Raw genomic sequence first — 1,385 nt, 5'->3', positions numbered from 1 at the left:
TATAAAATCCGAAAAAAATTGCGAGAAAATGGTGAGAACTTCTTAAATCAGCTTAAGAAACCTACGCGAAAGCCAACAACACGCTGGGTGTTTTTCTGTTTCCTAGGCTTACAGCGCCAACATGCAAGAGGGCCTATAGGAGAAAAGATTTATGGTGCTATAGCAGGTCGTTCATTTGCTAGGGAAAGCTTTATAGCAGCTAAATACAAGTCTAAAATTTTAGCTCCTTTTTGTTATACAGGTACTTGTAATTTTCTTTTGTTTAACTTTTGGCTAGAAAAAATATTGATACCCGAGCTTAAAGCAGGGCAGATCCTGATTATGGATAATGCTACCTTCCATAAATCGCAAGCCACTCATGAGCTTATCAAAAAGGCAGGGTGTGAGATTTTATTTATACCGCCCTATTCTCCCGATCTAAACCCTATTGAAACCTTTTGGGCTAATTTTAAGAAGATCGTAGCAGCAAACTTAAGTAAGTTTTCTACTCTTGCTCAAACCATTGATTACTCTTTTTTAAGTATATGTTAATGAACAGAAATTTAAAATTTAAACCACTATAGTTTTCTCTTAATATCCTCTATGAGGTTCCTACGTTCCATATAAAAGCCTAGACTAAGTTCACGCTATCTTTATGCCGGACGCCATTTAGGCAATAAACAGGTTTCCCCTAATTTTCCAAACGCAATATCTGCTCCAAAGTCGGTTATTGCTCGCTCTAATGGTAAAGAATACCCTCTGCATCTAACCTTGGAATAAAAGGAAAAGGGTCTAATCAATTTTCCTGCTTGTAGGAAGCATCTTTCTTCCATACCTACTATCCCAAATGTTGTATGCCAATTTAGTTTTTTTTAGAATGCTGTCTTAATTTCATTTCCTGAGCCTTGGCTTCTTGTTCATTTACTTGATGCTTTGCCCAATCCTCAAGGCATTTTTTCCCTAAACCCCTAACTTCGGGAATAAGAGCAAATTCAGCATCATCCGCCACTTCTATCCCTTTAATTCCTTCGGTAATATCTAATAATTCTTTAATGGATTCTAATAAGTTGGGATGATTCTTTAATCGATTTACTACATTATTAACTTCTTCTTCCTTAAGCATATGCAACCTCCTTTTGCTACACTTTCAGTATGTATTAATCTTTCCTTATCTTGCCAACACTTTTAATTATACCCGACATTTTTTCAATTTTCTTCTCATCATCACGTAAAAATTCGAACTTCTAATATAATGGATAGATTGAATCAAGAGATTAAGAGACGCACAAGAATAGTAAGAGTATTTCCAAATGAAGAATCATGCGAAAGATTGGTTACAGCAATACTTTAGGAAATTCATGAGGATTGGATGAGTGATAAAGTATACTTGAAGATAAGATAGTGAG

General features: G+C 35.4%; 2 protein-coding genes and 1 pseudogene. 2 read left to right on the top strand and 1 reads right to left on the bottom strand.

What is annotated here, in order from left to right:
- A partial coding sequence (locus tag DB41_RS10300; protein ID WP_162180960.1) for a transposase occupies positions 1–531 on the top strand: 531 nt, incomplete at its 5' end.
- 310 nt (positions 532–841) lie between these two features.
- Here the strand turns inward: DB41_RS10300 and DB41_RS10290 are convergent.
- On the bottom strand, positions 842–1,102 hold the full coding sequence (locus DB41_RS10290) for a hypothetical protein (protein ID WP_039387023.1): 261 nt from the start codon (positions 1,100–1,102) through the stop codon (positions 842–844).
- Positions 1,103–1,189: 87 nt separating this feature from the next.
- Here DB41_RS10290 and DB41_RS11500 point away from each other — a divergent pair.
- A pseudogene (locus tag DB41_RS11500) lies at positions 1,190–1,330 on the top strand (transposase); the annotation flags it as partial.
- Positions 1,331–1,385 lie beyond the last annotated feature (55 nt).

Source organism: Neochlamydia sp. TUME1, from assembly GCF_000813645.1.
In the GTDB taxonomy this organism is placed as follows: Bacteria; Chlamydiota; Chlamydiia; order Chlamydiales; family Parachlamydiaceae; genus Neochlamydia.
Note: the sequence above shows the minus strand (reverse complement) of the source record. Positions and strands in the feature narration are given on the sequence as shown.